The organism is Streptomyces sp. NPDC048192, from assembly GCF_043202415.1.
Lineage (GTDB): Bacteria > Actinomycetota > Actinomycetes > Streptomycetales > Streptomycetaceae > Streptomyces.
In genome coordinates, this window is the sequence record NZ_JBIDAL010000005.1 from 484,760 (window position 1) to 509,372 (window position 24,613).

A 24,613-nucleotide genomic window follows, 5' to 3' on the forward strand; every position below is an offset into this window, starting at 1 on the left:
GCGGGTGCGGCGCCGTACGGCAGCCCGGGTGCCGGACGCCGGGCGCCCGGCGGTCACCGGCTCCACAGCACGCGCAGCAGCGGCTCCAGCGACCGGACCACGTGCGCGGCTCCGGCCTCCCGCAAAAGCTTCCCCTTCTCTGCGTTACGCGCGTAGCCGAGAAAGCGCACGCCGGCGCCGCGCGCGGCGGCGAGGTCGGACGGCGAGTCGCCGATCATCAGGGCCGCCGAGGGGGCGGCGCCCATCGCGACGAGTGCCCGGTTGAGGCAGTGCGGGTCGGGCTTGAGCAGGTGCAGATCGGCGGTGCGGCCGTAGATGTGGGGGGCGAAGCAGGCGGTGAGGCCGCGGTCGTCCAGATAGGCGGTGACCACCTTCGGGGAGTTGTTGGTGGTGATGGCCAGCCGGGCGCCCACCGCGGACCAGGTGCGGATCAGGGGGTCGGCGTAGGCGGTGGGGTGCGCGGATCCCGCGGCCCGCAGCTCCTCCTGGGTGAGACGTTCCTCCAGCTCGGTCACCAGGTCGCTGCCCGGGTGCCGCAGGTCCACGGCACGCAGCACCTCGTGCGGGTCCAGCGAGCCGCGTTCGGAGTCGCTGAGCAGATTGTGCAGCCCGCGCCCGGCCAGCCACTCCACCAGCCCGGTCGCCACCCGCTCGGCCTTGTGCCGCGCGAACAGCCGGCAGATCGGTCCGTCGAAGTCCCACAGCACCACGCGGGCGTTTTCGATCAGACCTCGGAGCATCTCGGTCTCGTTCGCGCTCTGTTCGGTCTGCGTCGTCTCAGTCTGCGTCGCATCAGAAGTCACTAGGAGAGTGTCAGGTCCGTCGTGATGGTTTCCCAGAGGGCGTCGAACCACTTCTGCGATTGCTCCACGAACGCCGCGTCCCGCTCACCTGCCCGCTGCTCGAAGGAGAACAGCAGCGACTCCGAGCCCAGCGTGTCGTACATCTGCAGCGTCTCCCCGCTGTCGGTGGACTCCTCGCGGCGCGTGACCATGTAGTGCGCGAACAGGGCCTCCATCCCGTTGAGCAGATACAGCTTGACCGGCGGGGTGAACGGCAGCGCGCGGAAGGTGACCTGGACGTCGATGTCATGGGTGGCGCGCAGCGCCTGGAGGTTGTACTGCAGCACCTGGCCCTGGGCGTTGCGCATGGCCAGCCAGCGCTGGTGCACGGCGTCGTCCTCCTCGCTCCCGGCGTCGACCGAGACCGGGAAGGCGAGGTTGATGTCGCGGGACGGCAGCAGGATGCGGGCGTCGATCCGCTCCGGGCGCAGCCGGCCCTCGTGGATCAGGCGCAGCGGCTCGCCGAGGGCGGGGATCAGGCTCTGCGCGGTCAGGCAGACGGCGTCGATGCGCACGTGCGGCGCGGAGAACGCCTCGGTCAGCCGGGGCGCGAGCGCCACCATGGTGGGCTGCGGCTCCCCGCGCGGCGCCGGCGGCTCGGCGACCCGGGGCGGGCTGCCCTTGCTGACGTCGGCGAGCAGCCCCTCCTCCTGAAGGGCCCGCAGCGCCTGGCGTACGGCGCCCCGCTCGACGCCGAACTCCCCGGCCAGCTCGGCCTGGGTGGGCAGGCGCTCGCCGGGGCGCAGCTCCCCGGTGCGGATGCGCCGGCGCAGGGCGTCGGCGATCTCCTGGGGGGTGAGCCTCCTGCTGCCGTTCACTGCCGCATGCTCCTGAGTCACGACCAAACGCTACAACTCTAATCCATCTTTGGTGAGTTGCCGAGAAGTTGTTTATGAACCATGACCAAGTGGGGACAACTTAGATGGAGTTGGTTGCCAACTTTCGCGAGTTGGCCAATCTTCGGAATGGGGGAACCGCCGTGCCTGCCCTCGCTCTCCTCGTCGAACAACTCGTCCAGTGGAAGTACGGTGTCGCCGGCGCCACCGGACTGCTCCTGATCTCCGTCGGCATCGAGACCAGGAGTCACAAGGCCCTCTCGGCCGGCGCCGTCCTGCTCGCCGTGCTCCTGGCGGGCCCGGCGCTGTAACTCCCGCGCGCCGCGCCCTAGGAACCGAAGCGCAGTTCCGAACTGATCGTCTGCCACAGCGCCTCGAACCACCGCCGCGACTGCTCCACGAACGCGTCGTCCCGGCGCCCGGCACGCCGCTCGAAGGCGAACAGCATCGAGCGCGTGCCGTCGGCGTCGTACAGCTCCAGATGCTCGTGCTCGATCTCCCGCTCGCGGCGCCTCAGCGTGTAGTACGCGAACAGTGCCTCGGACCCGTTGAGCAGATACAGCTTGACCGGCGGGGTGAACGGCAGCGCGCGGAAGGACACGCGCACGTCGATGCCGTGCGTGGCGGACAGGGCCAGCAGATTCTGCCGCAGCACCAGGCCCTGGGCGTTGCGCTGCACCAGCCAGCGCCGGTGCAGCAGGCCGTGGTCGTCGGCGGCCACCGGCGCCGGGAAGGCGAGGTCGATGTCCCGGCTGGGCAGCAGCACCCGCACATCGATCTTGGCCGGTTTCAGCCGCCCCGCGTGGATCTGCCGCAGCGGCTCGCCGATGGCCAGCGTGAGCGAGACCGAGGTCAGGCAGAGCGCGTCGATCCGCACGTGGGGGGCGGCGAAGGCCTGCGCGATCCGGGGCGCGAGAGCGACCATGGTGGGCTGCGGCGGCGCCGCGGGACCGGCCGGCGGCCGGACCGGCCCCGGCACGCCCGCCACCGTGGCCGGGCTGCCCTTGGAGACGTTGGTGAGCAGGCGCTCCGACTGCAGGATGCGCAGGGCCTGGCGCACCGCGCCGCGCTCGACGCCGAACTCGTCGGCCAGCTCGGCCTGCGTGGGCATGCGCTGGCCCGCCCGCAGCACACCGGTCCTGATCCGGGTGCGCAGTTCGTCGGCGATGTCGCGGTGGGACGGGTGAGGCCGCTGCGGCCTCGTCCGTCCACTGGCGGAGGCGTGCTCCGGGTCCACGGACAAACACTACAACTTCCCGCCAAGTTGCGGCAGTTCCGGGATAGCTGGTTATGAGCCGCTTCCCAACGGACATAAGTCAGGTGAAGTTGGCTGCCAACTTGTACAACATGGTCAAGCTTCCCAGTGGTTGGCCGACCGGGCTCCCTTCCGGAGGGGAGCCGGGAGCCCGGACAGGGGACGGCCACCGAAGCGCACAGTCACAACTGAACACGACATCGCACAGCCACAACTGAACACCGCAGCACAGCCACAACTGAACAGCTCGCTACGGATGCACAGTCAGCGCCACCGGGAGAAGGGAGCGGTCAGAACAGGTCCGGGCACCAGGGTCGCCCGGGCGAGCGGAACAGGGCGTCGGCCTTCCGGGCGGCGCCCTCTCGTTCTTCCCGCACCCGGCCGAGCCGCGCGAGCCGCAGCGCCGACTCGTCGCCGAGCCAGAGCGAGGCCAGGTCACCGGCGTCCAGCGTGAGATCGGCGCGCTCACCGGTGGGCGCGCAGGAGGCGCCCTCCGGCGCGGCGTCCAGCCGGAACCGTCCCGCGGCCAGGCCGTCGCCGTCCACGACCTCCAGCACCAGCGTGCCCGCCACGTCGTACGTCCGCGCCTCGAGGGCGCGCACGACGTCCAGGACGCGCACCCACAGCCAGTCCGCGTGGTCGGTGATCCGGGCCGCGCGCCGGTCGGGGAGGTGGTACGGCAGCAGGTCGTCGGGGCCGCGGGAGCCGCTCTTGACCTTCGTGATCCAGTCGATGGAGCACACGTAGAGCCACAGGGCGCGCTCGGCGGCCGGGGTGGTCGCGATCAGCTCCTGCACGGTGGCGGTCTGCTCCGGCTGCATGCCGTTCCACGTCTCGTCGGACCGGTACGTCACCAGGCCCTGGACCTCGCCGTCGGCCGCGCGGTGGACGGCGTGGAACGGCTCGGTCCAGTCGGCGTGCAGCCGGACGGCCCCGGTGTGCGCCTGCCACCACAGCTCGGTCCGGCTGACCGCGCCCGGCTGCGCCCGGCGGAACCGCTCGTGCAGCTCGGGGCCGAGCTTGCGCACCTCCTCGCCGTCCACGAGGTCGATGCGGCCGCCGTCGCCGGGCCCGGACCAGCGCGGGTCGAGACCGGCCCGGGGCACCTCTATGGTCCACTCGCTCGTCCAGGTCGCCGGGCCGAAGCCGTACCGGCCGTAGATCGGGTACTCGGCGGCGATCAGCGTGGCGACCACGTCACCGCGCTCCTTCGCCGCCGCCAGGTCCCGGCTCATCATGCGGGTGAGCAGGCCGCGGCGGCGGTGGGTGGGGCTGACGGTGACACCGGATATCGCGTTCGCGGGGACGGCGGCGCCGCCGACCGCGGTCACCTCCTGCGCGAAGGAGCGGAAAGTGGCCACGCACCGGCCGCCGTCGAACGCGCCGAGCAGCCGGCCCGGCACGAACTGGGCCCGGCGCGCCTCGAGTTGCTCGGCGGGCAGCACCGGCGGCCGCAGGAAACCGGTGCACAGGGCGCGCTGCCAGTCGTCGAACTCGGCCTCGGTGACGGTGCGGACGTCGGTCATGGGGTCACCGTAGGCGCGCCGCGCGCGTGTGTCGCGTCCTTTTCGCCGCGCTCACATCAGCAGGTCGTCCACCTGCGCCTCACCCACCCGGTAGCGGCGGGCGATCTCCGCGCTGCACTCGTCGGTCGTCTGCTGCAGGCGCTGGCGGCGCCCGGAGACCTCCTGCTCGTAGCGGACCAGGCGCCCCATGGCCGCGGTCAGCTCCAGATCCGTGCGCGCCTGCAGATCGCTCAGCTCGACCTCGGCGAGCATCTGGGCGGCCAGCTGCCGGTACTCCTCGCTCCGCGGGGTGCCGACCGTGACGTGGCGGGCCGAGGAGCGGTGCCGGGCCGGGGCGTCCTTGAGGATCTCCGGGAGCCGGTCGACCATCGAACCGTCCGCGGGCGCCGGCACGGACGCCCGGCCGCGCCGGCACAGCTCCGCGCGCAGGATGTCGATCCGGCCCTGCAGCAGCCGCCGCACATAGCTGAGGTCCGCCTCGTCGCGCTGGGCGTCGCGGCGCAGCGTGCGCAGCTCCGGCAGGGTCAGCCGGGCCGGCTCCGGCTCGGGCCGCGCGGACGGCGTGAGGCCCGCCGCATGCACGGGACCCGCCTGATGCCCGGGACCCGCCTGATGCACGGCGCCCGCCGCGGGCACGGGCCCTTCCGGCTCGTCGGCGCGCTGGACGGGCGGCCGGTACGTCCCCTGCGCCCCCAGCTGCCCGCTGGTACTCGGTGTGCTCATCGTGCGTGTGACCGTCCCCTCGACCGGCGTGTGACAGCATCGTGCCACCCCAACCGGCCCCTATGTGACCGAGTGCCCCCGAACAGCCCCAGATGGGGGGTAAGGGATCGATATTGGACCCCCTGTGACCGCGTACCGGGCACCCGGCATGATGGTCCGCATGCGTGCGGTGGTGCAGAGAGTGGACGGCGCGAGCGTCGTCGTGGACGGGGAGACGGTCGGCGCGATCGAGGGCGAGGGGCTGTGCGTCCTGGTCGGGGTGACCCACGAGGACACCAAGGAGAAGGCGGCGCAGCTGGCCCGCAAGCTGTGGTCGATCCGGATGCTGCACGACGAGCGGTCGTGCAGCGACATCGACGCCCCCCTGCTGGTCGTCAGCCAGTTCACCCTGTACGGGGACGCCAGGAAGGGCCGCCGGCCCACATGGAACGCGGCGGCCCCCGGTGACGTCGCCGAGCCCCTGGTCGACGAGGTGGTGTCCCAGCTGAGGGCGCTGGGCGCGACGGTGGCGACGGGCCGGTTCGGCGCGCGGATGAGGGTGTCCCTGACGAACGACGGGCCGTTCACGGTGCTGCTGGAGATCTAGCCCGCGGGCCGCGCGCGTGCGCGGCCGGGCGGCTACGGCTCGACCACGACCTCCTGCGCGGCCGCCGTCTCGCCGGCCAGGAGCCGCGCGTCGACCGGCACGTTGCGCTTGACCAGGGCCAGCGCCACCGGCCCCAGCTCGTGGTGGCGTACCGACGTCGTCACGAAACCGATCTTGCGGCCGTCCGGGCCCTCGTCGGCGAGCCGGATCTCGGTGCCCGGCACCGGCAGGTGGACGTCGCTGCCGTCGAGATGGAGGAAGACCAGCCGGCGCGGCGGCTTGCCCAGGTTCTGGACGCGGGCGACCGTCTCCTGCCCCCGGTAGCAGCCCTTCTGCAGATGGACCGCCGTGCCGATCCAGCCCAGCTCGTGCGGGATCGTCCGGTGGTCGGTCTCGAAGCCGAGCCGGGGCCGGTGCTGCTCGACGCGCAGCGCCTCGTAGGCGAGCAGGCCGGCGGCCGGTCCGTGCGCGGCGGCGAAGGACTCCAGGTCCTCGCGCGGCAGGAACAGATCACGGCCGTACGGCGTCTCGCGGACGACCACGCCCTCGGGCGCCTCGGCGATGGACCCGGCGGGCAGGTGGACGACCGCGAAGTCGGCCGTCCGGTCGGCGACCTCGACCCGGTAGAAGAACTTCATCGACTCCAGGTACGCGAGCAGCGCGTCCTGGGTGCCGGGCTCGACGTGCGCCCAGACGGTGCTGCCGTCGTCCACCAGGTACAGCGCGTGCTCGATGTGCCCGTGCGCGGAGAGGATCAGCGCCTCGGTGGCCTCGCCGGCCGGCAGCTCGCTGACGTGCTGGGTGAGCAGCAGGTGCAGCCAGCTCAGCCGGTCCTCACCGCTGACGGTGACGACACCGCGGTGGGACAGGTCGACGAAACCGGCGCCGTCGGCGAGTGCGCGCTGCTCGCGGAACAGGTCGCCGTAGTGCGCGGCGACGCCTTCGTCCACGCCCTCGGCGGGGACGGCGCCGGGCAGGGACAGCAGGGGGCTCTTCATACCGCCAGCCTACGACGTGGTAGTTGAACTCTTCAGGGAACAGTCCTTGCAGCGGCCGAAGATCGCGAAGTGCTTCATGTCGGTGTCGAACCCGAACTGCTGCCGCAGCTTCGCGGTGAACTCGGCGGCCACGTCCACATCGGCCTCGATCACGTTCTCGCAGTCGCGGCACACCAGGTGCAGGTGGTGGTGCCGGTCGGCGAGGTGGTAGGTGGGCGCACCGTGCCCGAGGTGGGCGTGGCTGACCAGGCCCAGCTCCTCCAGCAGCTCCAGCGTCCGGTAGACGGTGGAGATGTTGACCCCCGACGCCGTCTTCTTCACTTCCGTGAGGATGTCGTCGGGGGTCGCGTGCTCAAGGGTGTCCACGGCTTCCAGGACAAGCTGCCGCTGCGGCGTCAGCCGGTAGCCGCGCTGCCTGAGGTCGCTCTTCCAGTCGGTGTTCACCACACCGGAAAGTCTAGGGCTACGGCGTGCGAAGGCTCACTTGAAGAAGGCGATGCCGTCGTCCGGGAGGTCGTCCGGCAGGGCCTTGGCCCAGCGCTCGACGTCCTCGGGGGTGACGACCTTCTTGAGGTGGGCCGACATGTAGGGGCGGAGCTGGACCTCGGGGGTCTGCTTCTCGCCGACCCACATCAGGTCGCTCTTGACGTAGCCGTACAGGCGCTTGCCGCCGCTGTAGGCGCGCGAGCCGGGCGTGCGGGCCACGGCGTCCGTGACCAGGTCGATCTGCGGCTTCTTGTCGGCCATCTCGCCGTACCAGATCTCGATGACGCCGTCGTCGCGGGTCATCGTCACCTCGACCTTGCGGTCGGCGTCGATCCGCCAGAAGCCGGACTCCGACTCCAGCGGGCGGACCTTGTTGCCGTCCTTGTCCAGCACCCACGTGTGCGAGTGGTACTCCAGGAAGTCGCGGCCGTCGTGCGTGAAGCTGACCTCCTGGCCGAAGTTGCACTTCTCGGAGCCGGGGAAGTCGTGCACGCCCGCGCCGGCCCAGTTGCCGAGCAGGAAGGCGAGCGGGACCAGGCTCTTGTGCAGGTCGGACGGGATCTCGATCATGAGCGGCGGCTTTCCTGGATCTTTGCCGGGTACGGGGTCAGCGCTGGCCCTGGTACAGCTTCTTCACGGTCAGGTACGCGAAGGCGAGCACGCCGACGCAGACCAGGACCAGCAGGGTTTCGAAGAAAGTCTCCACGGGTGCTCCTCGGGTGAGCGGGCAGTACGCGATACGGCAGGGCCGCCCCCAGCTTACGCGTCCCGGGCCGGGCGCTCTCGGCCAGGTCAGCCGTCGTCCGCCCCGGCGCGTGTCCGCCGTTTCGCGTAGGGTCTCGTGCCGTTGTGACAAGGGCCGTCACTCCCGGCGCGGGAGGGACGGTCCTTTCGCTGCCCCCTGGGGGGCGGCGTCGACGAAGGGGGACTTTTGACCAGCGGTACCGGGCTGGAGCACAAACTCGCGCAGCGTCTCTACGAGATCGCCGTCCAGGACGCCGCCTGGACACCGGCCGCCGTCTGCCGGCGGCTCGCCTGGAGCAGCGAGGAGTACACGGCGGCCATTCAGGTGCTGTCCGAACTCGGCCTGCTGGTGCGGACCACCGCCACGCCCAGCGGCTGGGCCTGCGTGTCGTCCGAATCGGCGCTTCATCACCTTCTCGCCGCCGACGCGCGCCGCGTCGCCGAGCTGATCGACCAGACCACCCGCACCCGCGAGGCGATGGTGCGGATGCTCACCGACTTCCACCCCATCCACGCCATGCGTCTGTCCGGCACCCAGGCCCAGCTGGTGGAGGGCACCACCAACATCGCGGCCGCCCTGGAGGACGCCGCGCAGCAGGCGTACGAAGAGGTGGTCTCGCTGCACCCGCGCGGGGTGCCCGAGCACATGGTGGAGGAGGGCCTCACCCGGGACCGGCGGGCACTGCGGCGCGGGGTCGCCATGCGCACCGTCCATCTCGCCTCGTCCGCCGCACTGCCCCATATGACCGGCTATCTGCGCGAGGTGCAGAAGGCGGGCGGACAGGTGCGCACCGCGGTCACGCTGCCGCATCGGCTCATCGTCGTCGACCGGCACCTGGCGATCGTGCCCGCCACCGGCAGCGACGGGCAGCAGGCGGCCGTCGTCGTCTACGACCCCTCGCTGGTGGAGGTGTTCCGCAGCCAGTTCGAGCACGCGTGGGCGCAGGCCGCCGCCTTCGGCACGGGGGTGCGTGCCGTCAGGGACGAGCTCGCGGAGGGCCGGCCGGACCGGCGGCAGCAGGCGGTCCTGCGGTTACTCGCGGAGGGGCTGACCGACGAGGCGGTCGCCCGGCGGCTCGGCGTCTCCGCCCGCACCGTCCGCCGGATGGTCGGCGAGCTGACCTCGGCGCTCGGCGCCGCCAGCCGCTTCCAGGTGGCGGTCCTCGCCGAGCGCGCCGGCTGGCTGGTCCCGGCGGCTGCCGAGCAGGACGTGCGCGACGACCCCGGCGAGCAGGCCCCAGAAGGGTGAGCCGATGCCGGCGACCGTCACTCCGGAGGCGGTCGCGAGGAAGGTGATCACGGAGGCGTCGCGGTGGCGTTCGTCGGCGACCGTGCGGGCCAGGCTTCCGCTGAGCGCGCCGAGCAGCGCCACCCCGGCCAGCGTCGCCACGAGCGGCTTGGGCAATCCGGTGAACAGGGCGACCAGCGTCGAGCCGAAGCAGCCCACGACCAGGTAGCCGATGCCGCAGCTCACTCCGGCGACCCACCGCCTGGCCGGATCGCGGTGCGCCTCGGGTCCGGTGCAGATCGCGGCGGTGATGGCCGCCGGGTTCACGGCGTGGGAGCCGAAGGGGGCGAGCAGCGTGGACACCGCGCCGGTCGTCGCGCACACCAGACGCTCGTCGGGCCGGTAGCCGTCCGCGCGCAGCACCGCCATCCCCGGCGCGTACTGCCCGGCGAGCGTGGCCACGAGCAGCGGCACGCCGATGCCGAGCAGGGCCCCGGCCGAGAAGTGCGGCACCGTCAGGTGCGGCACGGCCAGGCCGGGCCCCGCGAGGTGCAGCCGCAGGCCGCCGCCGGCCGCGGCGACGGCGAGCCCGACGCCGAGCGCGCACATCACCGCGTAGGTCGGCCACAGGCGCTTGGCGAGCAGATAGCCGACCACCATGGCGCCGGCCAGCAGCGGGGCCGAGCGCAGCGAGGTGAAGATCGCCGTGCCGAACGAGAAGAGGATTCCGGCGAGCATCGCCGAGACGACGCCCTCCGGAATCCGGGCGAGAACCCGGGCGAACACCCCCGTCGCGGTCAGCACCGTGGCCGCCACGCCCGCGCAGAGGAAGGCGCCGACGGCCTCGGCGTAGTCGTGCTGTGCGAGGGCCGTGACCAGGATGGCGGCGCCCGGCGTCGAGAACGCCGTGATCACCGGGGTGCGGGTCCACCAGCTCAGTCCGGCACAGGTCAGGCCCGCGCCGATGGAGATCGCCCACACCCACGACGAACGCTGCGCCGCGCTCAGACCGGCCTTGTCGGCGGCGGCCAGGACGAGGGCGAGCGGTCCCGCGTAGGACACCGCCATCGCCACCACGCCGGCGTTGACCGCCGAGAAGGACACCGACCGCATCGCTCGCACCGACTCAGCCCCAGATGAAGGAGAACAAAGAGACTTCGGACATCGCGACACCTCCCCCGAAGTGTTTGCCGCGCCGCCCCACATGCTGCCGCACCGCACACGCCGGGTGGCACGCCAGGAGGCGTCCGCTTCAGGTCGCGTCCCCTACCGGACAGGTCCGTGCTGTGACCGGTGCGGGTCATGGACGTTTCCGGACGGTCGGCTTCCCTGGTCGGGGCGGGTGCCGGGCCAACAGGATCTCCGGCATGACGACTTACGCGGAACCCCGTGCCGATCTCGCCGCGCTCACCCTGGAGCCGGCCGAGGCCGCCCTTCTCGACGAACTGCTGCGCGACGCGGCCCGGCTGCCGGGCCCCCTGGAACAGACGATCCAGACCGAGGTGTTCGCCTCGTACGCCGGGCGTCTGCCGGCCCGGCTGCGCGCGGGCGTGGAGTCCTTCCGTGACACGCCGCCGGACCACGGCCTGCTCGTGGTGCGGGGGCTGCCCGTCGGCGACATCCCGGCGACCCCGGCGGCGTACGGCGCCAACGTCCTCGGCGAGCGGCACGCGTCGAGCCTGCTCGTCGCCCTGGTCGCACACCCGCTGGGCGGGCTGATCGGCTACGAGGACGAGAAGTCCGGGGCTCTCGTGCACGACGTGTACCCGGTCGCCGGCGACGCGGCGAAGCCGCTGAACTCGGGCTCCACGCTCTTCGACTTCCACACCGAGAACGTCCACCACCCGGTCCGCCCCTCCCATCTGGGCCTGCTGTGCCTGCGGCCCGACCACGACCGGCAGGCGGCCACCCTGGTCGCCTCGGTCCGCGAGGCGGAGCCGCTGCTCACCGACGCCGACCGGGAGCTGCTGCGCACCGACCGCTACCGCAGCCGCTTCCCGCTCTCCTTCACGCGGGGCCTCGCCGAGGACGAGCGGCCGGTGACCGCGCCGCACCCGGTCCTCATGGACGGCCCGGCCGGCGCCCCCGGCACCCGGGTCCGGTTCAACATGCACAACACCTTCGGCACGGACCCCGAGGCGCAGGCCGCTCTGGAGCGGCTCAACCGGGCCATGCACACGGTGCACCGCGCGGTGCGGGCCGAGCGGGGCGACCTGCTCCTGGTCGACAACCGGATGGTGGTGCACGGCCGCAGCGACTTCACACCGCGCTACGACGGCAACGACCGCTGGCTGCGCCGGTTCTACCCCTACCCCGGTGAGCTGCGCGCCGACGTCCTGGTGCGGGCCGGCGGCCGGGTGCTCGGCAAGGACAGCTATGCCCGTGCATGAGCTGACCCCGGCCGCGGCGGCGCTGCTCTGCGTCGCCGCCGCGTTCGCGGGCTGGGTGGACGCGGTGGTCGGCGGCGGCGGGCTCCTTCAGGTGCCCGCCCTGCTGATCGCCTTCCCGCACCTGGCCCCCGCCTACGCCCTGGGCACCAACAAGGCGGTCGGTGTCGTCGGCACCTCGGCGGCCGCGGTGACCTACGCCCGCAGGGCCCCCGTCGACGTCCGGCTCGCGGCCCGCCTCGGTTCCGTGGCGGCCCTCGCGGCGGTGGGCGGGGCGTTCTTCGCCGCCGACGTCAGGAGCGAGGTCCTGCGCCCGGTGATCATGGTGCTGCTGGTCGCCGTCGCCGCCTTCGTCGTCCTCCGGCCGCAGTTCGGGCAGCGGCCCGGCGCCGCGGTGACCCGGCGGCGGGTGCTGGCCGCCGTGGGGTTCGTCGGCGCGGGCATCGGCTTCTACGACGGCCTGCTGGGACCCGGCACCGGCACCTTCCTGGTGATCGGCCTGGTCGCGGTCCTGTCCATGGACATGGTCACGGCGTCGGCGACCGCGAAGGCCGTCAACGTGGGGACGAACCTGGGCGCCCTCGCGATGTTCGCGTACCAGGGCACGGTGCTGTGGGCACTCGCTCCCTTCCTGGCGCTGTTCAACCTGGCGGGCGCCTCCGTCGGCGCCCGCATGGCACTCAAGCGCGGCAGCGGCTTCGTGCGGGCCGTGCTGCTCGTCGTCGTGTTCGTGCTGGTCGGCAAACTCGCACTCGACCAATGGGGGACCTGAGATGACCATCGGAATCCTGGGCGGCATGGGCCCGTTGGCCACGGTCGACTTCTACCGGAAGGTGATCGACGCCACCCCGGCCGGCGCCGACCAGGACCACCTGCCGGTCGTGGTGTGGGCCGACCCCTCGGTCCCGGACCGCTCCGCGGCGCTCGTCGGGGGCGGCCCCGACCCGACGCCCTGGCTCGTGCGCGGTGCGCACCGGCTCGAGGCGATGGGGGCACGGGTCATCGCGACCCCCTGCAACACCGCGCACGCCTTCCTCGACGAGGTGCGGAACAGTGTGCGCGCACCGATGCTCGACATGATCGCGGAGACGGCCGGTGAGATCCGCGCCCACCACCCCGAGGTGAGGTCGGTCGGGCTCCTGGCCACGACCGGCACGGTGCGCGCCGGACTGTACCAACGCGCCCTGGAGGCGGCGGGGCTGCGGGTCGTGGTGCCGGGCGAACTCACCCAGGGCGAGGCCGTGACGGGCGCCATCCGCCGGGTCAAGGCGGGCGACACCGGTCCCGCCGCGGTGTGCCTGGTCGAGCGCGCGGCCGAGGAGCTGGCGGCGCGGGGCGCGCACCTGCTGGTGGCGGGCTGCACGGAACTGCCTCTGCTCCTCGGCGAGCTGAGCGCCGGCCTCCCGGTCGTCGACCCCACGGCCGCGCTGGCCCGCGCGGCGGTACGGGAGGCCATGGCTCCGGCCGCCTGAGGCGCAGCCGGCGCCCTCCCCCGCCGACCGCGCGGCCGGGCTCGTCGCGACGGCCGTCCTCACGGCTACGCTTCCGTCATGACCAAGAAGCTCGTGATCAAGGTGACGGCCGGGACCGACGCGCCCGAGCGCTGCTCACAGGCGTTCACCGTGGCGGGGGTCGCCGTGGCCAGCGGGGTCGACGTCTCGCTGTGGCTGACCGGGGAGTCGTCCTGGTTCGCGCTGCCGGGGCGGGCCGCCGAGTTCGAGCTGCCGCACGCCGCCCCGCTGCCGGATCTGATCGAGTCCGTCCTGGCGGCCGGCCGCATCACGCTGTGCACCCAGTGCGCGGCCCGCCGGGAGATCACCGAGAAGGACGTCATCGAGGGCGTACGGATCGCGGGCGCGCAGGTCTTCGTCCAGGAGGCGCTGGCCGACGACACCCAGGCGCTCGTCTACTGACCGCTCAGGTACGCGGGGGCTTCTTGCCGTCCAGCTCGTCCCACCACTCGTCGGACTGGGGATCGCCGGAGGGGTCGTCCCACCAGCGGTCCTCCGGGCCCCGCCGGTTGGCGATCATCGCGGCGACCGGCGGGATGACCATGGCCACGACGCACATGCCGACGGCCGCCGGAACCGACCAGATCCGCACGACTCCCCAGGCCAGGACGAAGAGCCCGATGCAGATCCCCATCATGGCGAAGTAGATGTGACGCCGCCGCGCGTACATAAGTACAGGGTAGGCCGGGTCGTACCTGTCACAACTGATCGACAATGGCCGCCCCGCCGGCGCCCGCAGGGTTACGGTGACGTACCGAAGACCGCTTCCGTCCCCGGGGGAACTCCACATGCGCGCCCTGCGAATAATCCTGGTCCTTGTCGTGATCCTGGGCGGGCTGTTCGTGATCGCGGACCGGGTGGCCGTGCACTTCGCGGAGGGCGAGGCCGCGGACAAGCTGAAGTCGTCGGAGAACCTGGCCTCGACGCCGGACGTGAACATCAAGGGCTTCCCGTTCCTCACCCAGGTCGCGGGCGGGACGCTCGACGACGTCGAGGTCGGGATCAAGGACTACGAGGCCGCCACCGGCACCGCCGGCAAGACGATCCGGATCGACGATCTGCGCGCGGACATGAAGGGCGTCTCCTTCTCCGGCGACTACAGCTCCGCCACCGCGGCCAGCGCCACCGGCACCGCGACGATCTCCTACGCCGAGCTGCTGAGGACCGCCAAGTCCCAGCCGACCGAGGTGGCCCCGGACCTCACGGCCGAGGTCGTGGGCCTCTCCGACGGCGGCAACGGCAAGATCAAGGTCGCCGTGCACGTGTCGGGCAAGCTCCTGACCGTCCCGGTCGACCGGACGGTGTCCGTGCTCAGCTCCGTGACCGTGGCGGACAACAAGGTCGAGGTGCACGCCGACTCCCTGCCCAAGCTGGCCGCCCTCTCCCTCGCCGAGAGCCGCGTGCGCAACATCACCGACTTCCAGCAGGTCATCGACCACCTCCCCGGCGGGATCGAGCTGGACTCGGTGCGGGCGGCGAAGGACGGCGTACAGGTCACCGTGAAGGGTTCGGACGTCAGGCTGGCGGGGTAGGACCAGAGCTGGTGGACGCACAGCGTCCGACTGGCGAGACGATCGGGTCCGTAGCGTAGATACGGGGACCTCCCGGGCGCCCGGCGGCCGTGCGGCGGCTGTCGCGGCGCCCTTTCCATCCCGCCATACGGACGATCGTGTCTCGACATGCGACACACCGGTGACACGCCCGCCCGGACGTCCCTACGATCGAGCCCATGAAGCGACAGGCGGATCTCACGAAGCGGCGGGCAGTGGACCTGTGCCGCGTTGCCGCCATGCTCTGTCGCCCCTTCTGAGCGAAAGTCCCCGACTTCCGCGTCTCACCCCTGCCCTGCTGGAAGGGCACCCGTGCGCCGCCCGGACTTCTCGGGCGCGCCCCCTGTCTACTCGCACGCCCCGCCGCAACTGCCCCGGAGGAGAAAGAGCATGAGCCGCACCGACGTCCTGGTCGACGCCGACTGGCTGCAGGAGCACCTGGACGACCCGGCCATCGCCGTCGTCGAGGTGGACGAGGACACGTCCGCCTACGACAAGAACCACATCAGGAACGCGATCCGCATCGACTGGACCAAGGACCTCCAGGACCCGGTCCGCCGCGACTTCATCGACCAGGAGGGCTTCGAGAAGCTCCTGTCGGAGAAGGGCATCGCCAACGACCACACGGTGGTCCTCTACGGCGGCAACAACAACTGGTTCGCCTCCTACGCCTACTGGTACTTCAAGCTGTACGGCCACGAGAACGTCAAGCTCCTCGACGGCGGCCGCAAGAAGTGGGAGCTGGACGCCCGCGAGCTGGTCCCGGGCGACGAGGTCCCGGAGCGCCCGAAGACCGAGTACAAGGCCAAGCCGCAGGACACCTCGATCCGCGCCTTCCGCGACGACGTGGTCAAGGCCATCGGCGCGCAGAACCTGGTCGACGTGCGCTCGCCCGACGAGTTCTCCGGCAAGCTGCTCGCCCCGGCCCACCTGCCGCAGGAGCAGTCGCAGCGCCCGGGTCACGTCCCGAGCGCGAAGAACATCCCGTGGTCGAAGAACGCCAACGACGACGGCACCTTCAAGTCGGACGAGGAGCTGAAGGCCCTCTACGCCGAGGAGAACGTGGACCTCGCCAAGGACACGATCGCCTACTGCCGCATCGGTGAGCGCTCGGCCCTGACCTGGTTCGTGCTGCACGAGCTGCTCGGCGTCGAGAACGTCAAGAACTACGACGGCTCCTGGACCGAGTACGGCTCCCTCGTCGGCGTGCCGATCGAGCTCGGCGCCGGTAAGTAAGACACCCCTTCTTCAGGAGAGACAGCATGTGCGGAGCGAAGGCCGGCGGCCCGGACGCCTCGACGATCAAGCCCGGTGAGACCACGATCCAGGGTCAGGTGACCCGCGACGGCGAGCCGGTGACGGGCTACGTCCGTCTGCTCGACTCGACCGGCGAGTTCACGGCCGAGGTGCCGACCTCGGCGACCGGCCAGTTCCGGTTCTACGCGGCCGAGGGCACGTGGACCGTGCGCGCCCTGGTGCCGGGCGCGACGGCGGACCGTACGGTCGTCGTGGCGGAGAAGGGCGCGCTGGCCGAGGTCGCCATCGCGGTCTGAAGCGGTCCGCGCGCAGCAGCGGCACAGTGACGGTCGAAGGGCCGCACCCCGGGGTTGGACGCCGGGGGGTGCGGCCCTTCGGCATGCCCGGACGGCCGCTCCTAGCGCGTCTCGGCCCCGCGCGCCAGCATCGACACGCTCTCTTGCGGGGTAGCGATTTGTCATAAGATCATCCAAAGAGTCTAGTGGTGCGTCAATTCCCCTGTATGGATACGGAGTTGATGACCCCTCGGTGATCGACATGTGAGGAACATAAGCGGCAAATCCCTCGATCAGCCTACAAAAACCCAGTCTCGCGACTTTCCCGACATGACAGCCCTGGAGATCGCCGAATACGTTCCAAGCGACCGGCCAACGTGTCGGTGTCTCAGAGACTGGAGAAGCACCATGAAGATCTCTCGTTCCACCGCCCTCACAGCCGCCGCGGCGGCAGCCGCGGCTCTGGCCGCGACGGGCGTCACCTACGCGTCGGCCGCCTCGGCGCCGGAGGCGGCCCCTGCCGCCCCGGCCGCCGTCGCCGCGCCGGCGGCTCCTGCCGCCGCCGCACCGATGGGCGGCGCCGGCACGGGCAACAACGACAACAACGGCAAGGGCAACGAGGGCCGCGAGGGCGGCCGCGGCGAGCGCGGCTTCTTCGAGGGCCGGGTCCAGATCAACGAGCGGTCCTACTCGGCCCACCCGGGTGACTGCATCACCGTGGTCAGCGGGCTCGGCGCCCGGACGCTGAACATCCGCAACGACACCCACCGGGTCGTCGAGGTGTTCCGCGGTGCGGTCTGCGACAACGGCGCTCCCGTCGCGGTCGTCGGCCCCTTCAGCCAGAGCGACGGCGTGCGCGTCCACTGCACGCCGGGCGTCCACGTCCGCAACGGCGTGATCGGCAGCTTCCGCGTGGTCGGCGGCCGTCACGGCGGCGGGCACGACGGTGGCGACTGGGGCGGCGACGGCGGCTGGGACGGCGGCGACGGCGGTAGGTAATCCTCAGCCCTTGCACAACACCATGGAGCCCCGGCCAGCCGGAATTGGGCCGGGGCTCCGGCATGTCCGGACGGACCGCGACGGCCGAGGGCGCGTGCACCGCGCCCTCGGCCTCTTTCGTGCGCCGCTACGAACCCGGGTGGCCTTCAGGGCGGTTCGCGGCGGAGCGGGGCGCACAGCCCCGGCTGGGGCCTTCCTCGCGGACCGAGCGGACCGGGCGGACCGAGCAGACCGAGCGTGTCTGTGCCGCCCAGGAGTCGGTCAGAGCCACCCAAGAGCCGGCCAGAGCCGGTCAGAGTCCGCCAGAGTCGCCAAGCGCCGTACCCCCGAGGCCGGATGCCCCTGGGGTACGGCCCTTCCGTATGCCCTTCCGCGTGCGCTTCCGCACCCCCCGCCGGGTGCCCGGCCGGCCGTTCCTAGCGCGACCCGCCCCGTTGCGGCGGCAACGACACGCTTGCCACCAGAGTGGCCATTAGTCATAAGATCATCCAAAAGGGCTAGCGCCTGACAACTCCCCCTTTTTCAGGGCGAGTTGACACCCCGCCAGCGAGCGACGAATGGCGAACAATCGCAGAATACCGCCCGATTGGCGGACAAAAAACGAGGCTCGGGACATTTCACGCGTGACAGCGGCGGCGTTCGGTCAATACGTTCCTCACGACCGGCCGACGAGTCGGCGAGTCTCAGAGACTGGAGAAGCACCATGAAGATCTCTCGTTCCACCGCTGTCACCGCCGCTGCGGCGGCTGCCGCGGCTCTGGCCGCGACCGGTGTCACCTACGCTGCGGCCGCGTCCGCGCCCGAGGCGGCCCCGGCCGCTGCTCCGGCCGCTGTCGCCTCCGCGCCTCTCGGCGGCGGTACCAGCAACAACAACAGCGGGAACAACAACAACACCAAGGGCAACGAGGGCAAGGGCAACGAGGGGCACGAGGGCGGCCGGGAGCACCGCGGCGGCTTCGAGGGCCGGATCGAGATCAACGAGCGGTCCTACTCGGCCCACCCCGGTGACTGCATCACCGTGGTCAGCGGCCTCGGCGCCCGGACGCTGAACATCCGCAACGACAGCCACAAGACCGTCGAGGTGTTCCGCGGTGCGGTGTGCGACAACGGCGCTCCCGTCGCGGTCGTCGGCCCGCACAGCCAGAGCGACGGTGTCGGCGTCCGCCGGACCGGCGACGTCAAGGTCAAGGACGGCGTGATCGGCAGCTTCCGCGTGGTCTGCGACCACGGCTGGGGCGGCTGGGGCGGCGGCCGCGGTGGCGACTGGGGCGGCGACGGCGGCGACTGGGGCGGCCGCGGCGGCGACTGGGACTGACGCACAAGCCCGCTGTATGACACAAGGATCCCCGGCCCGCCGGAATCGGGCCGGGGATCCGGCTTGTTTCATTGTCGGGTAAAGACACGCGCGGCGCGCGTCCGGCGAACCCGGGCGCACCGGGGCCACCGTACTCGCCCGGCCTTCCGCCACCCGCCGACCGGGTGAATCCGGCCGGCGGACGACAGCGTCAACCGAGCGCCCGCCCCAGCACCCATACCACCGGGGCCGCCGCCGACAGCGGCAGCGCCACGCCGGCCGTGAAGTGCACGAAGCGGGACGGGTAGTCGTAGCTCGCGACCCGGTGGCCGATCAGGGCGCAGACGCCGGCCGCCGCACCCAGCAGCGCGCCCTTCGCGCCCAGCCCCGTCATCCCCCCGACCGCGATCCCAGCACCGGCCGCCGCGAGCAGGGACACCGCGACGGACGCGGGGGCCGGCAGGGGCAGGGCCCGGGCCAGGACCGCCACCGCCACCGCCACCGCGCCCACGGACACCGCGTGCGCGCCGGCGCCCAGATACCCGGTGGCCAGGACCGACAGCGCCGCCGAGACGACCGTCGCCATCAGGCCGTACATCCGCTCGTCCGGCGAGGCGTGCGAGCGCAGTTGCAGGACCAGGGAGAGCAGGACCCAGATGCCGAGCGGCCCGAGGATGGCCGCGGGGGCGTGGTCGCGGCCGGCGGCCAGGACCGTGGCGTCGGCGGTCAGCCCGCCGAGGAACGCCAGCGCGATGCCCTGCCGGGCGGGCCACATGCCGTTCAGCCGGAACCAGCCCGCCGCGGTCACGCCCTGGAGCACCACGAGCGGCAGAAGGAGCGCGTACGACGCGACGGGCGCCGTCACGGCGAGCAGCAGGCCCAGCGCCGCGGTCAGCAGCGCCGGCTGCATGCCGGGCTCGATGACCGGCGAACGGCCCTCCAGCCGGGCCCGCTGGGCATCGGTGATCCGCGAGTTCCCGGCGAGCGTGGCCGGGCCGTAGGCGGGCTCGGCCTCCGCCACGGCCTGCGGTGCCGGCGCGGGCGCGGGTGCCGGCGCGGGCTGCGGCTCCGGTCCGGGCGGCGCCGCGTACTGGTGCTCGTACTGCTGCTGGTACTGCCCGTCGTACGGCTGCTGCTGCACCGGCGGCAGGTACGCCGTCTCCGCCGCCGGGACCGGCGTCTGCACCGGCGCGTGCGTCTGGGTCTCCCAGGTCTGGCCCTGCCACTGCTGGGTCGGCTGGGGGTCGTAGGACTGCTGCTGGTGCTCGTACCCGGGCCACTGCGGCTGCTGCGGGTACTGCTGCCGGTGCGGGTCGTAGCCCTCGTAGGGGCCGCCCTGGTACGGCTGGCCGCCCTGATACGGCTGGTCGCTCATCGCCTCATCCTCCTGCGAACGGCGGGAGCACCTCGACCGTGCCGCCCTCGGCCAGCCGTACCGTCTCATGCGCGCGGGTCCCGACGGGGTCTGAGTCGACCAGGAAGGAGCAGCGCTGCAGCACGCGCGTGAGTTCACCGGGGTGTCGCGCGCGCACGGCGGCCAGCACGTCGGCGAGCGTGTCCGCCTCGTACGGCTCCTCGGCGACCTCGGCCGCGGCCTTCGCGGCGGCCCAGTAGCGCACCGTGACCTTGGGCATCTCGTTCCTCGATCGACAGCAAGAATGAAATAAGAGTGCTGTCAGGCTAGCCCGCCTTGACCGCCGCCCATTCCCCGATCCGGCTCAGCAGGCCGTCGTCCGCCGCGTTCTCGGCGTGTCCCATGCCCGCCTCCACCCACAGTTCGCCGTGGTCACCGGCCGCCTCGGCGAGCATCCGGGGGTGGTCGAGGGGGAAGTAGCCGTCCCGGTCGCCGTGCACGATCAACAGCGGGACGGGGGCGATCCGCCCCGCCGCCTCGGCCGGGGACAGCGGCACCGGGTCCCAGTCCCGGTGGTGGATGCGGGTGCGCAGGCCGTAGCGGCCGACCAGGCGGCCCTCGGGGCGGGTGACCAGCCAGTGCAGCCGTCGCATGGGGGCCGTGCCGCGGTAGTACCAGCGGGCCGGGGCGCTGACCGAGACCACCGCGTCCACCGTGCCGGGGTGCAGGGCCGCGTGCCTGAGGACCACCGAGCCGCCCATGGAGAAGCCGACGGTCGCCACACGCGCGTGCCCGAGGCCGCGCGCCCAGTCCACCGCGGCGGCCAGGTCCAGGACCTCCTTGTCCCCGACCGTGGAGCGGCCGCCGGAGCGCCCGTGGCCGCGGAAGGAGAAGGTGACGACGGCGCCGTGAGCGCGCAGCACGCCCGCCACCCGTCGCACATGCGGACGGTCCACGTACCCGGTGAACCCGTGGGCGACGACGAACACCAGGTCACGGGCGGGGGAACGGCCGGCGTCCGGAGGGTTTTCGGCGCTTTCGTATACGGCGGCGCCCGGATCGTATACGGAATCGATCGGAATCCCGTCGGCACTGCGCAGGAACGTCCGGATAGGGCCCTGTCTGCCTGTCTCGGAATTCGGACGAACGGTGGAACGCGCCACATGACCTGCCGGACCGTTGCTCATGTGGGCTATTCTGCTGGGCAGAGGACTCGGGCAGCGAAGCCCCCGGGTCCTTTTGTGCTTTCGGAAGCGTTGTATACGAAGCGGGAAACCTCGGGTGACCGCCGGTGTACGGGGCCTTCGGGATCGCAGAGCAGTGCCCGTCCGCACAGCCTCGCAGGGACCGAGGAGGAACCAGACGTATGAGTTCTCTGCTGCTCCTGACCAACGCCCTCCAGCCGTCGACGGAGGTGCTGCCCGCTCTCGGCCTGCTCCTGCACAACGTGCGGGTCGCCCCGGCGGAGGGCCCCGCCCTCGTCGACACCCCGGGCGCCGACGTGATCCTCGTCGACGGCCGCCGCGACCTGCCCCAGGTGCGCAGCCTGTGCCAGCTGCTGCGGTCCACCGGCCCCGGCTGTCCGCTGATCCTGGTCGTCACCGAGGGCGGCCTCGCCGCCGTCACCGCCGACTGGGGCATCGACGACGTGCTCCTCGACACCGCCGGACCGGCGGAGGTGGAGGCGCGGCTGCGGCTGGCCATGGGCCGCCAGCAGCTCGTCGCCGACGACTCGCCGATGGAGATCCGCAACGGCGACCTCTCCGTGGACGAGGCGACCTACAGCGCCAAACTCAAGGGCCGGGTCCTGGACCTGACCTTCAAGGAGTTCGAACTGCTCAAGTACCTCGCCCAGCACCCGGGCCGGGTCTTCACCCGCGCCCAGCTGCTGCAGGAGGTGTGGGGCTACGACTACTTCGGCGGCACCCGGACGGTCGACGTGCACGTACGGCGGCTGCGCGCCAAGCTCGGCCCGGAGCACGAGTCGCTGATCGGCACGGTCCGGAACGTCGGTTATCGATTCGTCACCCCGGAGAAGGCGGACCGGTCCGGCGAGGACGCCAAGGCCAGGGCGGACCGGGCGAAGAAGGAGAACCCGGACACTTCCGCCGCCCGCGACGACGCCGAGGTCCACGTGGAGGCCTAGTTCCCGCGGGATTCGCGCGGATTTCCCGGACCAGGCATGGACATCGGTCCGGCGGGGCATTGCTCACGCACATCCAAGCAGTGATACGCCCTGCCCGGACCGGGTCAATCCGCGTAGACTCCGCGCGTGGCCAAGGTGACTCGCGATGATGTGGCACGGCTGGCTGGAACCTCCACCGCCGTCGTCAGTTATGTCATCAACAACGGACCCCGGCCGGTCGCACCGGCCACGCGCGAGCGTGTCCTCGCCGCGATCAAGGAACTGGGGTACCGCCCCGACCGGGTCGCCCAGGCGATGGCCTCCCGGCGCACCGACCTGATAGGCCTGATCATCCCGGACGCCCGCCAGCCCTTCTTCGGGGAGATGGCGCACGCGGTCGAGCAGGCCGCCTCCGAGCGCGGAAAGATGGTCCTGGTCGGCAACACCGACTACATCGGCGAACGCGAGGTCCACTATCTGCGCGCCTTCCTCGGCATGCGCGTCTCCGGGCTGATCCTCGTCTCCCACGCGCTGAACGACCTGGCCGCCGCCGAGATCGACGCCTGGGACGCCCGGGTGGTGCTGCTGCACGAGCGCCCCGAGGCCATCGACGACGTCGCCGTGGTCACGGACGACCTCGGCGGCGCCCAGCTCGCCGTACGCCACCTGCTGGAGCACGGCTACGACTACGTCGCCTGCATGGGCGGCACCGCCGAGACCCCGGCCGTCGGCGACCCGGTCTCCGACCACGTCGAGGGCTGGAAGCGGGCCATGGCCGAGGCGGGCCTGCCCACCGAGGGCCGGCTGTTCGAGGCGCCGTACAACCGCTACGACGCCTACCGGGTCGCGCTGGAGATCCTCTCCGGCCCCAAGCGGCCGCGGGCGGTCTTCTGCTCCACCGACGACCAGGCGATCGGCCTGCTGCGGGCCGCCCGCGAGCTGCGCATCGACGTGCCCGGCGAGCTGGCGGTGGCCGGCTTCGACGACATCAAGGAGGCGGCGCTGGCCGACCCGCCGCTGACCACGGTCGCCTCCGACCGCTCGGCGATGGCCCGGGCCGCGGTCGACCTGGTGCTGGACGACGGGCTGCGGGTGGCCGGCTCGCGGCGGGAGCGGCTGAAGACCTTCCCGTCCCGGCTCGTGGTGCGCACGAGCTGCGGCTGCACGGGCTGACCGGCCCCCCGCCGGGCTCCCACCAGGCGTTCTGAACGCCGGGTGAGAGCCCGCCCCGGAACATGGGGAAGCGCCTTTATATCGGGCAAACGAGCTTCTGCCGGGCTTCTCAGCGGTCACTCAGGAAGCTCTCATGGTCACGGGGGACTCTTATGGACATGACCGAGAGCCAGGGTGGATACCCCCAGCAGCCCAGCTACTCCGCTCCCGTGAACCCGGAGTGGCCGCCCCCTCCGCCGTACGAGCCGGCCACGGAGCCCGCTCCGCACAAGAAGCGGCGGAACCGGGGCCCCGTCGCCCTCCTCGCGGCCGTCGCGATCGTCGCGGCCGCGGTCGGCGGCGCCACGGCGTACGGCTTCCAGGAGCTGACCGGCAAGGACACGGTCGCCTCCGCGGGGACGACCACCAACGCGGTGCCGTCGAGCAAGCGCGGGGACGTCGCCGCGATCGCCGCGGCCGTCAGCCCCAGCGTGGTCGAGATCAACGCGACCCTCGGCAACGGCTCCTCCACCGGCTCCGGCGTGATCATCACGTCGAACGGCGAGATCGTCACCAACAACCACGTCGTCTCCGGCGCGCAGTCGATCAAGGTGCGCACCAGCGACGGCAAGAGCTACACCGCCGACGTCGTGGGCACTGACAGCTCCAAGGACCTGGCGCTGATCAAGCTGCGCGGCGCCTCGGGCCTGAAGCCCGCGTCCCTGGGCGACTCCTCGAGCGTGCAGGTCGGTGACTCGGTCGTCGCGATCGGCTCCCCCGAGGGCCTGACCGGCACCGTCACCAGCGGCATCGTCTCCGCCCTCGACCGGGACGTGACCGTCTCCACGGACGAGAACCAGGACCAGGGCGGCGACGGCCAGTGGCCCTTCCAGTTCGGCGGCCGCCAGTTCAACGGCGACACCGGCTCGTCCACGACGACCTACAAGGCCATACAGACCGACGCCTCGCTGAACCCCGGCAACTCCGGCGGCGCACTGATCGACGCGAGCGGCAACGTCATCGGGATCAACTCCGCGATGTACTCCTCCAGCCAGCAGGCCTCGTCGTCCTCGGACGCCGGCAGCATCGGCCTCGGCTTCGCCATCCCCATCGACACCGTCAAGTCCGACCTGGCCAAGCTGCGGGCCGGCAACAACAGCTAACACACGCACGGTCAGCAGGGAGAACGTCATGATCACCAAGGTTTCGCACCAGATCGCCGACCACGGTCCCGCCGACGTCGTCCTCGCCCTCGCGGTCGCCCTCCACCTGAACGCCACCATCCCGGCGCCGCGCAAGCCCGAGTCCGTGCAGCGCGCGCCCGAGGTGGCCGCCACGCCGGTGCCCGAGCTGATGGGCCTGCGCACCGCCCCGGTGCGCACCCACCGCCGCAAGGTGCCGCTGCACCGCCTGACCGCGGTCCCGGCCTTCGCCTGACCCCGGTGGCGCGCTCGCGGCTCTGTGCCCTCCGGTCCCCCGGCGTGG

Annotated in this window: 29 protein-coding genes and 1 pseudogene; 17 read left to right on the forward strand and 13 right to left on the reverse strand. The window is 72.0% G+C overall.

The genetic code is table 11. From position 1 onward, the window contains the following. Positions 1–53: 53 nt before the first annotated feature. Positions 54–854, reverse strand: a complete 801-nt coding sequence (locus ACGFZN_RS13010; protein ID WP_393858507.1) for an HAD family hydrolase — start codon at positions 852–854, stop codon at positions 54–56. Further along, complete coding sequence (locus tag ACGFZN_RS13015; RefSeq protein WP_393858508.1) at positions 803–1,687, reverse strand: winged helix-turn-helix domain-containing protein; 885 nt, start codon at positions 1,685–1,687, stop codon at positions 803–805. Before ACGFZN_RS13015 ends, ACGFZN_RS13010 begins: the two co-directional genes overlap by 52 nt. Positions 1,688–1,821: 134 nt before the next feature. On the opposite strand from ACGFZN_RS13015, the gene ACGFZN_RS13020 reads away from it, so the two are divergent. Then, positions 1,822–1,989 (forward strand): hypothetical protein, encoded by a 168-nt coding sequence (locus tag ACGFZN_RS13020; RefSeq protein ID WP_393858509.1) that lies wholly within the window; start codon positions 1,822–1,824, stop codon positions 1,987–1,989. Positions 1,990–2,006: 17 nt separating this feature from the next. Here ACGFZN_RS13020 and ACGFZN_RS13025 read toward each other — a convergent pair whose 3' ends face one another. The 3 genes from ACGFZN_RS13025 to ACGFZN_RS13035 all read right to left on the reverse strand — a co-directional run bounded on the left by ACGFZN_RS13025 (position 2,007) and on the right by ACGFZN_RS13035 (position 5,182). After that, entirely contained in the window at positions 2,007–2,921 is a 915-nt protein-coding gene (locus tag ACGFZN_RS13025) for a winged helix-turn-helix domain-containing protein (protein ID WP_393858510.1), read from the reverse strand. A 302-nt stretch (positions 2,922–3,223) separates the two neighbouring features. After that, complete coding sequence (locus ACGFZN_RS13030; protein WP_393858511.1) at positions 3,224–4,459, reverse strand: GNAT family N-acetyltransferase; 1,236 nt, start codon at positions 4,457–4,459, stop codon at positions 3,224–3,226. Positions 4,460–4,510: 51 nt separating this feature from the next. Continuing rightward, positions 4,511–5,182, reverse strand: a complete 672-nt coding sequence (locus ACGFZN_RS13035; RefSeq protein WP_393858512.1) for an aerial mycelium formation protein — start codon at positions 5,180–5,182, stop codon at positions 4,511–4,513. Between the two features lie 160 nt (positions 5,183–5,342). Here ACGFZN_RS13035 and dtd point away from each other — a divergent pair, with 160 nt between their 5' ends. After that, positions 5,343–5,768: a D-aminoacyl-tRNA deacylase gene (dtd, locus tag ACGFZN_RS13040; RefSeq protein WP_360160051.1), complete on the forward strand. Its 426-nt coding sequence runs from the start codon at positions 5,343–5,345 to the stop codon at positions 5,766–5,768. A 32-nt stretch (positions 5,769–5,800) separates the two neighbouring features. Here dtd and ACGFZN_RS13045 read toward each other — a convergent pair whose 3' ends face one another. The 3 genes from ACGFZN_RS13045 to ACGFZN_RS13055 are packed head-to-tail and all read right to left on the reverse strand — an operon-like array spanning position 5,801 to position 7,822. Further along, a complete protein-coding gene (locus ACGFZN_RS13045) occupies positions 5,801–6,766 on the reverse strand; it encodes a YgfZ/GcvT domain-containing protein (protein WP_393858513.1) in 966 nt (321 codons plus the stop codon). Positions 6,767–6,775: 9 nt separating this feature from the next. Beyond that, a complete protein-coding gene (locus ACGFZN_RS13050) occupies positions 6,776–7,213 on the reverse strand; it encodes a Fur family transcriptional regulator (RefSeq protein WP_393858514.1) in 438 nt (145 codons plus the stop codon). Between the two features lie 33 nt (positions 7,214–7,246). After that, positions 7,247–7,822 carry an FABP family protein gene (locus ACGFZN_RS13055; RefSeq protein ID WP_330339134.1) on the reverse strand — a complete coding sequence of 192 codons (576 nt, stop codon included), beginning with the start codon at positions 7,820–7,822 and terminating at the stop codon, positions 7,247–7,249. A 916-nt stretch (positions 7,823–8,738) separates the two neighbouring features. On the opposite strand from ACGFZN_RS13055, the pseudogene ACGFZN_RS13060 reads away from it, so the two are divergent. Continuing rightward, positions 8,739–9,104, forward strand: a pseudogene (locus ACGFZN_RS13060) (helix-turn-helix domain-containing protein); the annotation flags it as partial. Here ACGFZN_RS13060 and ACGFZN_RS13065 read toward each other — a convergent pair. Continuing rightward, positions 9,030–10,337, reverse strand: coding sequence for a benzoate/H(+) symporter BenE family transporter (locus ACGFZN_RS13065; protein WP_393858515.1), 1,308 nt, complete (start codon positions 10,335–10,337; stop codon positions 9,030–9,032). The pseudogene ACGFZN_RS13060 and the gene ACGFZN_RS13065 overlap by 75 nt on opposite strands. 254 nt (positions 10,338–10,591) lie before the next feature. Between ACGFZN_RS13065 and ACGFZN_RS13070 the strand changes: the two genes are divergently transcribed. The 4 genes from ACGFZN_RS13070 (at position 10,592) to ACGFZN_RS13085 (ending at position 13,524) form a co-directional block, all read left to right on the forward strand. Next, entirely contained in the window at positions 10,592–11,614 is a 1,023-nt protein-coding gene (locus ACGFZN_RS13070) for a TauD/TfdA family dioxygenase (protein ID WP_393858516.1), read from the forward strand. Next, positions 11,601–12,383 carry a sulfite exporter TauE/SafE family protein gene (locus tag ACGFZN_RS13075; protein WP_393858517.1) on the forward strand — a complete coding sequence of 261 codons (783 nt, stop codon included), beginning with the start codon at positions 11,601–11,603 and terminating at the stop codon, positions 12,381–12,383. Before ACGFZN_RS13070 ends, ACGFZN_RS13075 begins: the two co-directional genes overlap by 14 nt. Before the next feature lies 1 nt (position 12,384). Beyond that, positions 12,385–13,083: an aspartate/glutamate racemase family protein gene (locus ACGFZN_RS13080; protein WP_393858518.1), complete on the forward strand. Its 699-nt coding sequence runs from the start codon at positions 12,385–12,387 to the stop codon at positions 13,081–13,083. A 78-nt stretch (positions 13,084–13,161) separates the two neighbouring features. Next, entirely contained in the window at positions 13,162–13,524 is a 363-nt protein-coding gene (locus ACGFZN_RS13085) for a DsrE family protein (protein ID WP_393858519.1), read from the forward strand. A gap of 4 nt (positions 13,525–13,528) precedes the next feature. Here ACGFZN_RS13085 and ACGFZN_RS13090 read toward each other — a convergent pair whose 3' ends face one another. Beyond that, positions 13,529–13,792, reverse strand: a complete 264-nt coding sequence (locus ACGFZN_RS13090; RefSeq protein WP_360160059.1) for a DUF3099 domain-containing protein — start codon at positions 13,790–13,792, stop codon at positions 13,529–13,531. 118 nt (positions 13,793–13,910) lie between these two features. On the opposite strand from ACGFZN_RS13090, the gene ACGFZN_RS13095 reads away from it, so the two are divergent. The 6 genes from ACGFZN_RS13095 to ACGFZN_RS13120 all read left to right on the forward strand — a co-directional run bounded on the left by ACGFZN_RS13095 (position 13,911) and on the right by ACGFZN_RS13120 (position 18,518). Next, a complete protein-coding gene (locus ACGFZN_RS13095) occupies positions 13,911–14,654 on the forward strand; it encodes a DUF2993 domain-containing protein (protein ID WP_393858520.1) in 744 nt (247 codons plus the stop codon). A gap of 197 nt (positions 14,655–14,851) precedes the next feature. Beyond that, positions 14,852–14,932: an Ms5788A family Cys-rich leader peptide gene (locus ACGFZN_RS13100; RefSeq protein ID WP_350751515.1), complete on the forward strand. Its 81-nt coding sequence runs from the start codon at positions 14,852–14,854 to the stop codon at positions 14,930–14,932. Between the two features lie 130 nt (positions 14,933–15,062). Next, positions 15,063–15,908, forward strand: coding sequence for a sulfurtransferase (locus tag ACGFZN_RS13105; protein WP_393858521.1), 846 nt, complete (start codon positions 15,063–15,065; stop codon positions 15,906–15,908). 26 nt (positions 15,909–15,934) lie between these two features. After that, a complete protein-coding gene (locus ACGFZN_RS13110; protein ID WP_004000115.1) occupies positions 15,935–16,225 on the forward strand; it encodes a DUF1416 domain-containing protein in 291 nt (96 codons plus the stop codon). Positions 16,226–16,612: 387 nt separating this feature from the next. Further along, positions 16,613–17,203, forward strand: coding sequence for a hypothetical protein (locus tag ACGFZN_RS13115; RefSeq protein ID WP_393858522.1), 591 nt, complete (start codon positions 16,613–16,615; stop codon positions 17,201–17,203). A 703-nt stretch (positions 17,204–17,906) separates the two neighbouring features. Beyond that, on the forward strand, positions 17,907–18,518 hold the full coding sequence (locus tag ACGFZN_RS13120; protein WP_393858523.1) for a hypothetical protein: 612 nt from the start codon (positions 17,907–17,909) through the stop codon (positions 18,516–18,518). A 190-nt stretch (positions 18,519–18,708) separates the two neighbouring features. On the opposite strand, the gene ACGFZN_RS13125 is transcribed toward ACGFZN_RS13120, so the two are convergent. The 3 genes from ACGFZN_RS13125 to ACGFZN_RS13135 are packed head-to-tail and all read right to left on the reverse strand — an operon-like array spanning position 18,709 to position 21,038. Then, on the reverse strand, positions 18,709–19,872 hold the full coding sequence (locus ACGFZN_RS13125; protein ID WP_393858524.1) for a hypothetical protein: 1,164 nt from the start codon (positions 19,870–19,872) through the stop codon (positions 18,709–18,711). A 4-nt stretch (positions 19,873–19,876) separates the two neighbouring features. Beyond that, entirely contained in the window at positions 19,877–20,131 is a 255-nt protein-coding gene (locus ACGFZN_RS13130) for a MoaD/ThiS family protein (RefSeq protein ID WP_330339122.1), read from the reverse strand. A gap of 46 nt (positions 20,132–20,177) precedes the next feature. Then, on the reverse strand, positions 20,178–21,038 hold the full coding sequence (locus ACGFZN_RS13135; protein ID WP_393858525.1) for an alpha/beta hydrolase family protein: 861 nt from the start codon (positions 21,036–21,038) through the stop codon (positions 20,178–20,180). A gap of 179 nt (positions 21,039–21,217) precedes the next feature. Between ACGFZN_RS13135 and ACGFZN_RS13140 the strand changes: the two genes are divergently transcribed. The 4 genes from ACGFZN_RS13140 to ACGFZN_RS13155 all read left to right on the forward strand — a co-directional run bounded on the left by ACGFZN_RS13140 (position 21,218) and on the right by ACGFZN_RS13155 (position 24,565). Next, positions 21,218–21,997, forward strand: a complete 780-nt coding sequence (locus ACGFZN_RS13140; protein WP_393858526.1) for a response regulator transcription factor — start codon at positions 21,218–21,220, stop codon at positions 21,995–21,997. Positions 21,998–22,123: 126 nt separating this feature from the next. Continuing rightward, complete coding sequence (locus ACGFZN_RS13145) at positions 22,124–23,149, forward strand: LacI family DNA-binding transcriptional regulator (RefSeq protein WP_393858527.1); 1,026 nt, start codon at positions 22,124–22,126, stop codon at positions 23,147–23,149. Between the two features lie 158 nt (positions 23,150–23,307). After that, a complete protein-coding gene (locus ACGFZN_RS13150) occupies positions 23,308–24,291 on the forward strand; it encodes a S1C family serine protease (RefSeq protein ID WP_393858528.1) in 984 nt (327 codons plus the stop codon). Positions 24,292–24,319: 28 nt separating this feature from the next. Continuing rightward, positions 24,320–24,565, forward strand: coding sequence for a hypothetical protein (locus tag ACGFZN_RS13155; protein ID WP_393858529.1), 246 nt, complete (start codon positions 24,320–24,322; stop codon positions 24,563–24,565). Positions 24,566–24,613: the final 48 nt, after the last annotated feature.

Coding starts and splice junctions, on each gene's coding strand:
- ACGFZN_RS13075 (WP_393858517.1), top strand. CDS start 11,601: ATGCCCGTGCATGAGCTGACCCCGGCCGCGGCGGCGCTGCTCTGCGTC.
- ACGFZN_RS13085 (WP_393858519.1), top strand. CDS start 13,162: ATGACCAAGAAGCTCGTGATCAAGGTGACGGCCGGGACCGACGCGCCC.
- ACGFZN_RS13045 (WP_393858513.1), bottom strand. CDS start 6,766: ATGAAGAGCCCCCTGCTGTCCCTGCCCGGCGCCGTCCCCGCCGAGGGC.
- ACGFZN_RS13100 (WP_350751515.1), top strand. CDS start 14,852: ATGAAGCGACAGGCGGATCTCACGAAGCGGCGGGCAGTGGACCTGTGC.
- ACGFZN_RS13095 (WP_393858520.1), top strand. CDS start 13,911: ATGCGCGCCCTGCGAATAATCCTGGTCCTTGTCGTGATCCTGGGCGGG.
- ACGFZN_RS13055 (WP_330339134.1), bottom strand. CDS start 7,822: ATGATCGAGATCCCGTCCGACCTGCACAAGAGCCTGGTCCCGCTCGCC.
- dtd (WP_360160051.1), top strand. CDS start 5,343: ATGCGTGCGGTGGTGCAGAGAGTGGACGGCGCGAGCGTCGTCGTGGAC.
- ACGFZN_RS13120 (WP_393858523.1), top strand. CDS start 17,907: ATGAAGATCTCTCGTTCCACCGCTGTCACCGCCGCTGCGGCGGCTGCC.
- ACGFZN_RS13035 (WP_393858512.1), bottom strand. CDS start 5,182: ATGAGCACACCGAGTACCAGCGGGCAGCTGGGGGCGCAGGGGACGTAC.
- ACGFZN_RS13150 (WP_393858528.1), top strand. CDS start 23,308: ATGACCGAGAGCCAGGGTGGATACCCCCAGCAGCCCAGCTACTCCGCT.
- ACGFZN_RS13155 (WP_393858529.1), top strand. CDS start 24,320: ATGATCACCAAGGTTTCGCACCAGATCGCCGACCACGGTCCCGCCGAC.
- ACGFZN_RS13115 (WP_393858522.1), top strand. CDS start 16,613: ATGAAGATCTCTCGTTCCACCGCCCTCACAGCCGCCGCGGCGGCAGCC.
- ACGFZN_RS13070 (WP_393858516.1), top strand. CDS start 10,592: ATGACGACTTACGCGGAACCCCGTGCCGATCTCGCCGCGCTCACCCTG.
- ACGFZN_RS13030 (WP_393858511.1), bottom strand. CDS start 4,459: ATGACCGACGTCCGCACCGTCACCGAGGCCGAGTTCGACGACTGGCAG.
- ACGFZN_RS13080 (WP_393858518.1), top strand. CDS start 12,385: ATGACCATCGGAATCCTGGGCGGCATGGGCCCGTTGGCCACGGTCGAC.
- ACGFZN_RS13135 (WP_393858525.1), bottom strand. CDS start 21,038: ATGAGCAACGGTCCGGCAGGTCATGTGGCGCGTTCCACCGTTCGTCCG.
- ACGFZN_RS13110 (WP_004000115.1), top strand. CDS start 15,935: ATGTGCGGAGCGAAGGCCGGCGGCCCGGACGCCTCGACGATCAAGCCC.
- ACGFZN_RS13065 (WP_393858515.1), bottom strand. CDS start 10,337: ATGCGGTCGGTGTCCTTCTCGGCGGTCAACGCCGGCGTGGTGGCGATG.
- ACGFZN_RS13090 (WP_360160059.1), bottom strand. CDS start 13,792: ATGTACGCGCGGCGGCGTCACATCTACTTCGCCATGATGGGGATCTGC.
- ACGFZN_RS13140 (WP_393858526.1), top strand. CDS start 21,218: ATGAGTTCTCTGCTGCTCCTGACCAACGCCCTCCAGCCGTCGACGGAG.
- ACGFZN_RS13105 (WP_393858521.1), top strand. CDS start 15,063: ATGAGCCGCACCGACGTCCTGGTCGACGCCGACTGGCTGCAGGAGCAC.
- ACGFZN_RS13130 (WP_330339122.1), bottom strand. CDS start 20,131: ATGCCCAAGGTCACGGTGCGCTACTGGGCCGCCGCGAAGGCCGCGGCC.
- ACGFZN_RS13125 (WP_393858524.1), bottom strand. CDS start 19,872: ATGAGCGACCAGCCGTATCAGGGCGGCCAGCCGTACCAGGGCGGCCCC.